General features: G+C 66.2%; 4 protein-coding genes. All 4 read left to right on the forward strand.

Annotated features, from left to right (window positions below):
• A partial coding sequence (locus RAD15_RS43250) for a chemotaxis protein CheW (RefSeq protein ID WP_458184770.1) occupies window positions 1-443 on the forward strand: 443 nt, incomplete at its 5' end.
• Between the two features lie 73 nt (window positions 444-516).
• Complete coding sequence (locus RAD15_RS43255) at window positions 517-882, forward strand: response regulator (protein WP_007600538.1); 366 nt, start codon at window positions 517-519, stop codon at window positions 880-882.
• A 75-nt stretch (window positions 883-957) separates the two neighbouring features.
• A complete protein-coding gene (locus RAD15_RS43260; RefSeq protein WP_458184771.1) occupies window positions 958-2,157 on the forward strand; it encodes a protein-glutamate methylesterase/protein-glutamine glutaminase in 1,200 nt (399 codons plus the stop codon).
• Entirely contained in the window at window positions 2,154-3,026 is an 873-nt protein-coding gene (locus tag RAD15_RS43265; RefSeq protein ID WP_458184772.1) for a CheR family methyltransferase, read from the forward strand. The genes RAD15_RS43260 and RAD15_RS43265 overlap by 4 nt, the downstream gene beginning before the upstream one ends.
• Window positions 3,027-3,336 lie beyond the last annotated feature (310 nt).

The raw sequence follows: 3,336 nt of genomic DNA on the forward strand, positions 1-3,336 counted from the left end.
GCGCCATGGTCGAATACGTCACCGCGATGATCGGCGGCCAGCTGTTCGGCCTGCCGATCTCCCGCGTCCAGGACGTGTTCATGCCCGAGCGCGTCACCCGCGTGCCGCTGGCCTCGCGCGAGATCGCCGGCGTGCTGAACCTGCGCGGCCGCATCGTCACCGTGGTCGACATGCGCGCCCGTCTCGGCCTGCCCAAGCCCGAGGACGGCAAGGTGCCGATGGCGGTCGGCGTCGATTTGCGCGGTGAATCCTATGGTCTCCTGATCGACCAGATCGGCGAGGTGCTGCGGCTTGCCGAGGCCGGCATGGAGGAGAACCCCGTCAACCTCGACCCCCGCATGGCCAAGCTCGCCGGCGGCGTCCACCGCCTCGACGGACAGCTCATGGTCGTCCTCGACGTCGATCGCGTCCTCGAGCTCGCGCCCGACATGATGGCGGCCTGATACGGCGGCATTGCCGCCGACGTGCCTGCAATTGGAAGTGCCCCCACAAAAGGGGGAGGAAGCAGAGGTTCACATGCGAACTTGTCTCGTCGTTGATGATTCCAGCGTCATCCGCAAGGTTGCACGCCGGATCCTGGAAGGCCTCGACTTCCAGATCCTCGAAGCCGAGGACGGTGAGAAGGCGCTTGAAGCCTGCAAGCGCGGCTTGCCCGACGCGGTGCTGCTCGACTGGAACATGCCCGTGATGGACGGCTACGAATTTCTCGGCCATCTCCGGCGCATGCCCGGCGGCGACCAGCCGAAGGTCGTGTTCTGCACCACCGAGAACGACGTCGCGCACATCGCGCGCGCGCTGCATGCCGGCGCCAACGAGTACATCATGAAGCCCTTCGACAAGGACATCGTGACGGCGAAATTCCAGGAAGTCGGCCTTATCTGAGCGATCGCCCGGAGGCTGAACGGATCCTTCGGCGCTTGTTTTCAACTGTACCGTTTCAGTCTGAGTTGGTGAGTAATGAGTATTGCGTTCGCAGGTAATTCGACCACGGGCTCGTCGCGCGAAGCCGGGCCGCTGCGGGTGATGGTCGTCGACGACTCCGTCGTCATCCGCGGCCTGATCTCGCGCTGGATCGGCGCCGAGCACGACATGGAGGTCGCTGCCTCGCTGCGCACCGGGCTCGAGGCGGTCAACCAGATCGAACGCATCAATCCGGACGTTGCCGTGCTCGACATCGAAATGCCCGAGCTCGACGGCCTCTCGGCGCTGCCGCAACTGCTGGCGAAGAAGCGCGATCTCGTCATCATCATGGCTTCGACGCTGACCCGCCGCAACGCCGAGATCAGCTTCAAGGCGCTGTCGCTCGGTGCGGCCGATTACATTCCGAAGCCGGAGTCCACGCGCGAGGCGCAGGCTGCGGACATCTTTCACCACGACCTGATCCAGAAGATCCGCCATCTCGGTGCGCGGCTGCGCCGCAAGCCCGCGGTCGCGAGCCCGCCGCTGGCGCCCGCGAGCCCGGCGCCGGCCGCTCGTGCACCGGCTGTCGCACGGCCCGCCGCGCCCGCTCCGGCTCCGGCCATCCATGCCCTGTCGTCAGGCGTGCTCACCACGCGTCCGTTCTCGACCCAGGCGCCGAAGGTGCTGCTGATCGGCTCCTCGACCGGCGGTCCGCAGGCACTGATGGCGCTCGTCACCGAGCTCGGCCCGGTGATCGACCGCGTCCCGGTGCTGATCACCCAGCACATGCCGCCGACCTTCACGACCATTCTCGCCGAGCATCTGGCGCGCACGAGCCGCAAGCCGGCGGCCGAGGCGGTCGACGGCGAGCCGGTGAAGGCGGGGCGGATTTATCTCGCGCCCGGCGGCAAGCACATGCGCGTTACGCGCAGCGGCGCTGACGTCGTGATCGCGCTCGACGACGGCCCCGCCGTCAATTTCTGCAAGCCCGCGGTCGATCCGCTCTTCACCTCCGCCATCGACATCTGGCACGGGGCCATTCTCTCCGTCATCCTGACGGGCATGGGCTCGGACGGCATGCGCGGCGGCAAGGACATCGTCGCCGCCGGCGGCAGCGTCATCGCGCAGGACGAAGCCTCCAGCGTGGTCTGGGGCATGCCGGGCGCGGCGGCCAATGCCGGCATCTGCGCAGCGATCCTGCCGCTCAACCAGATCGGCGCCAAGGTCAACCGCCTGTTCGCGGGAGACCGCTCGTGACGCCTGTCGACTACGAGTATCTGCGCAAGTTCCTGAAAGAGCGCTCCGGCCTCGATCTGTCCGCCGACAAGCAATATCTGGTCGAAAGCCGGCTGCTGCCGCTGGCCCGCAGGGCGAGCTTGCCCGGCATTCCCGATCTCGTGCTGAAGATCAGGAACGGCGACGGCCGGCTTGCGACCGACGTGGTCGAAGCCATGACCACCAACGAGACGTTCTTCTACCGCGACAAGGTCCCGTTCGATCATCTGCGCGAGACGATCCTGCCCGGCCTGATCAAGGCGCGCGCGGCGCGCAGGTCGCTGCGGATCTGGTCGGCGGCGTCCTCGACGGGGCAGGAGCCCTATTCGATCGCGATGTGCGTGAAGGAGATGGGCGCAGCCCTGGCCGGCTGGCGCATCGAGATCGTCGCCACCGATCTGTCGCAGGAAGTGCTGGAGAAATCCAAGGCCGGCATCTACAGCCAGTTCGAGGTGCAGCGCGGCCTGCCGATCCAGCACCTGATGAAGTATTTCGCGCAAGTCGGCGAGGCCTGGCAGCTCAACGCCGACATCCGCGCGATGGTGCAGTTCCGCCAGCTCAATCTGCTGCAGGACTTCTCCCATCTCGGTACGTTCGATGTGATCTTCTGCCGCAACGTGCTGATCTATTTCGACCAGGACACCAAGGCCGTGATCTTCGAGCGCATGGCGAAGGGCCTGGAGGCCGACGGCACGCTGTTGCTCGGCGCTGCCGAATCCGTCGTCGGCATCACCGATGCGTTCCGTCCCATCACCGATCGCCGCGGTCTGTATCAGCTCAACCCGGCGCGCTCCGGCCGTCCCATGGGCGGACTGATGCCGCCGTCGCTGAAGGTTGCTGCGGCGAGGTGAGATGTCTCTTGACCCTCTCCCTTTGCGGGAGAGGGTGGCTCGCCGCGTAGCGGCGAGACGGGTGAGGGGTCTCTATCCTCACGAATAGTCCTGTGAGCGGAGAAAACCCCTCATCCGGCGCTTCGCGCCACCTTCTCCCACAAGGGGCCTGTTGCGCTACTGCCTTTTGAGGCAGGAGACGAGAGAGAGAGGGCACTGTTGGCGCCAATTGTCAGGGCGAGACTGTAGTTGGTGCCCTCGCCGGGCGTCTCACGCGGCGATTGCGGCCCACCGCCTCATATTGAACGCGATGGAGGCAAGCAGGACTTGC

It is taken from the genome of Bradyrhizobium sp. 14AA (assembly GCF_054185205.1).

Bases quoted from the DNA above. Each gene is read 5' to 3' on its own strand.
- RAD15_RS43260 (WP_458184771.1), top strand. From the start codon at position 958: ATGAGTATTGCGTTCGCAGGTAATTCGACCACGGGCTCGTCGCGCGAA.
- RAD15_RS43255 (WP_007600538.1), top strand. From the start codon at position 517: ATGCGAACTTGTCTCGTCGTTGATGATTCCAGCGTCATCCGCAAGGTT.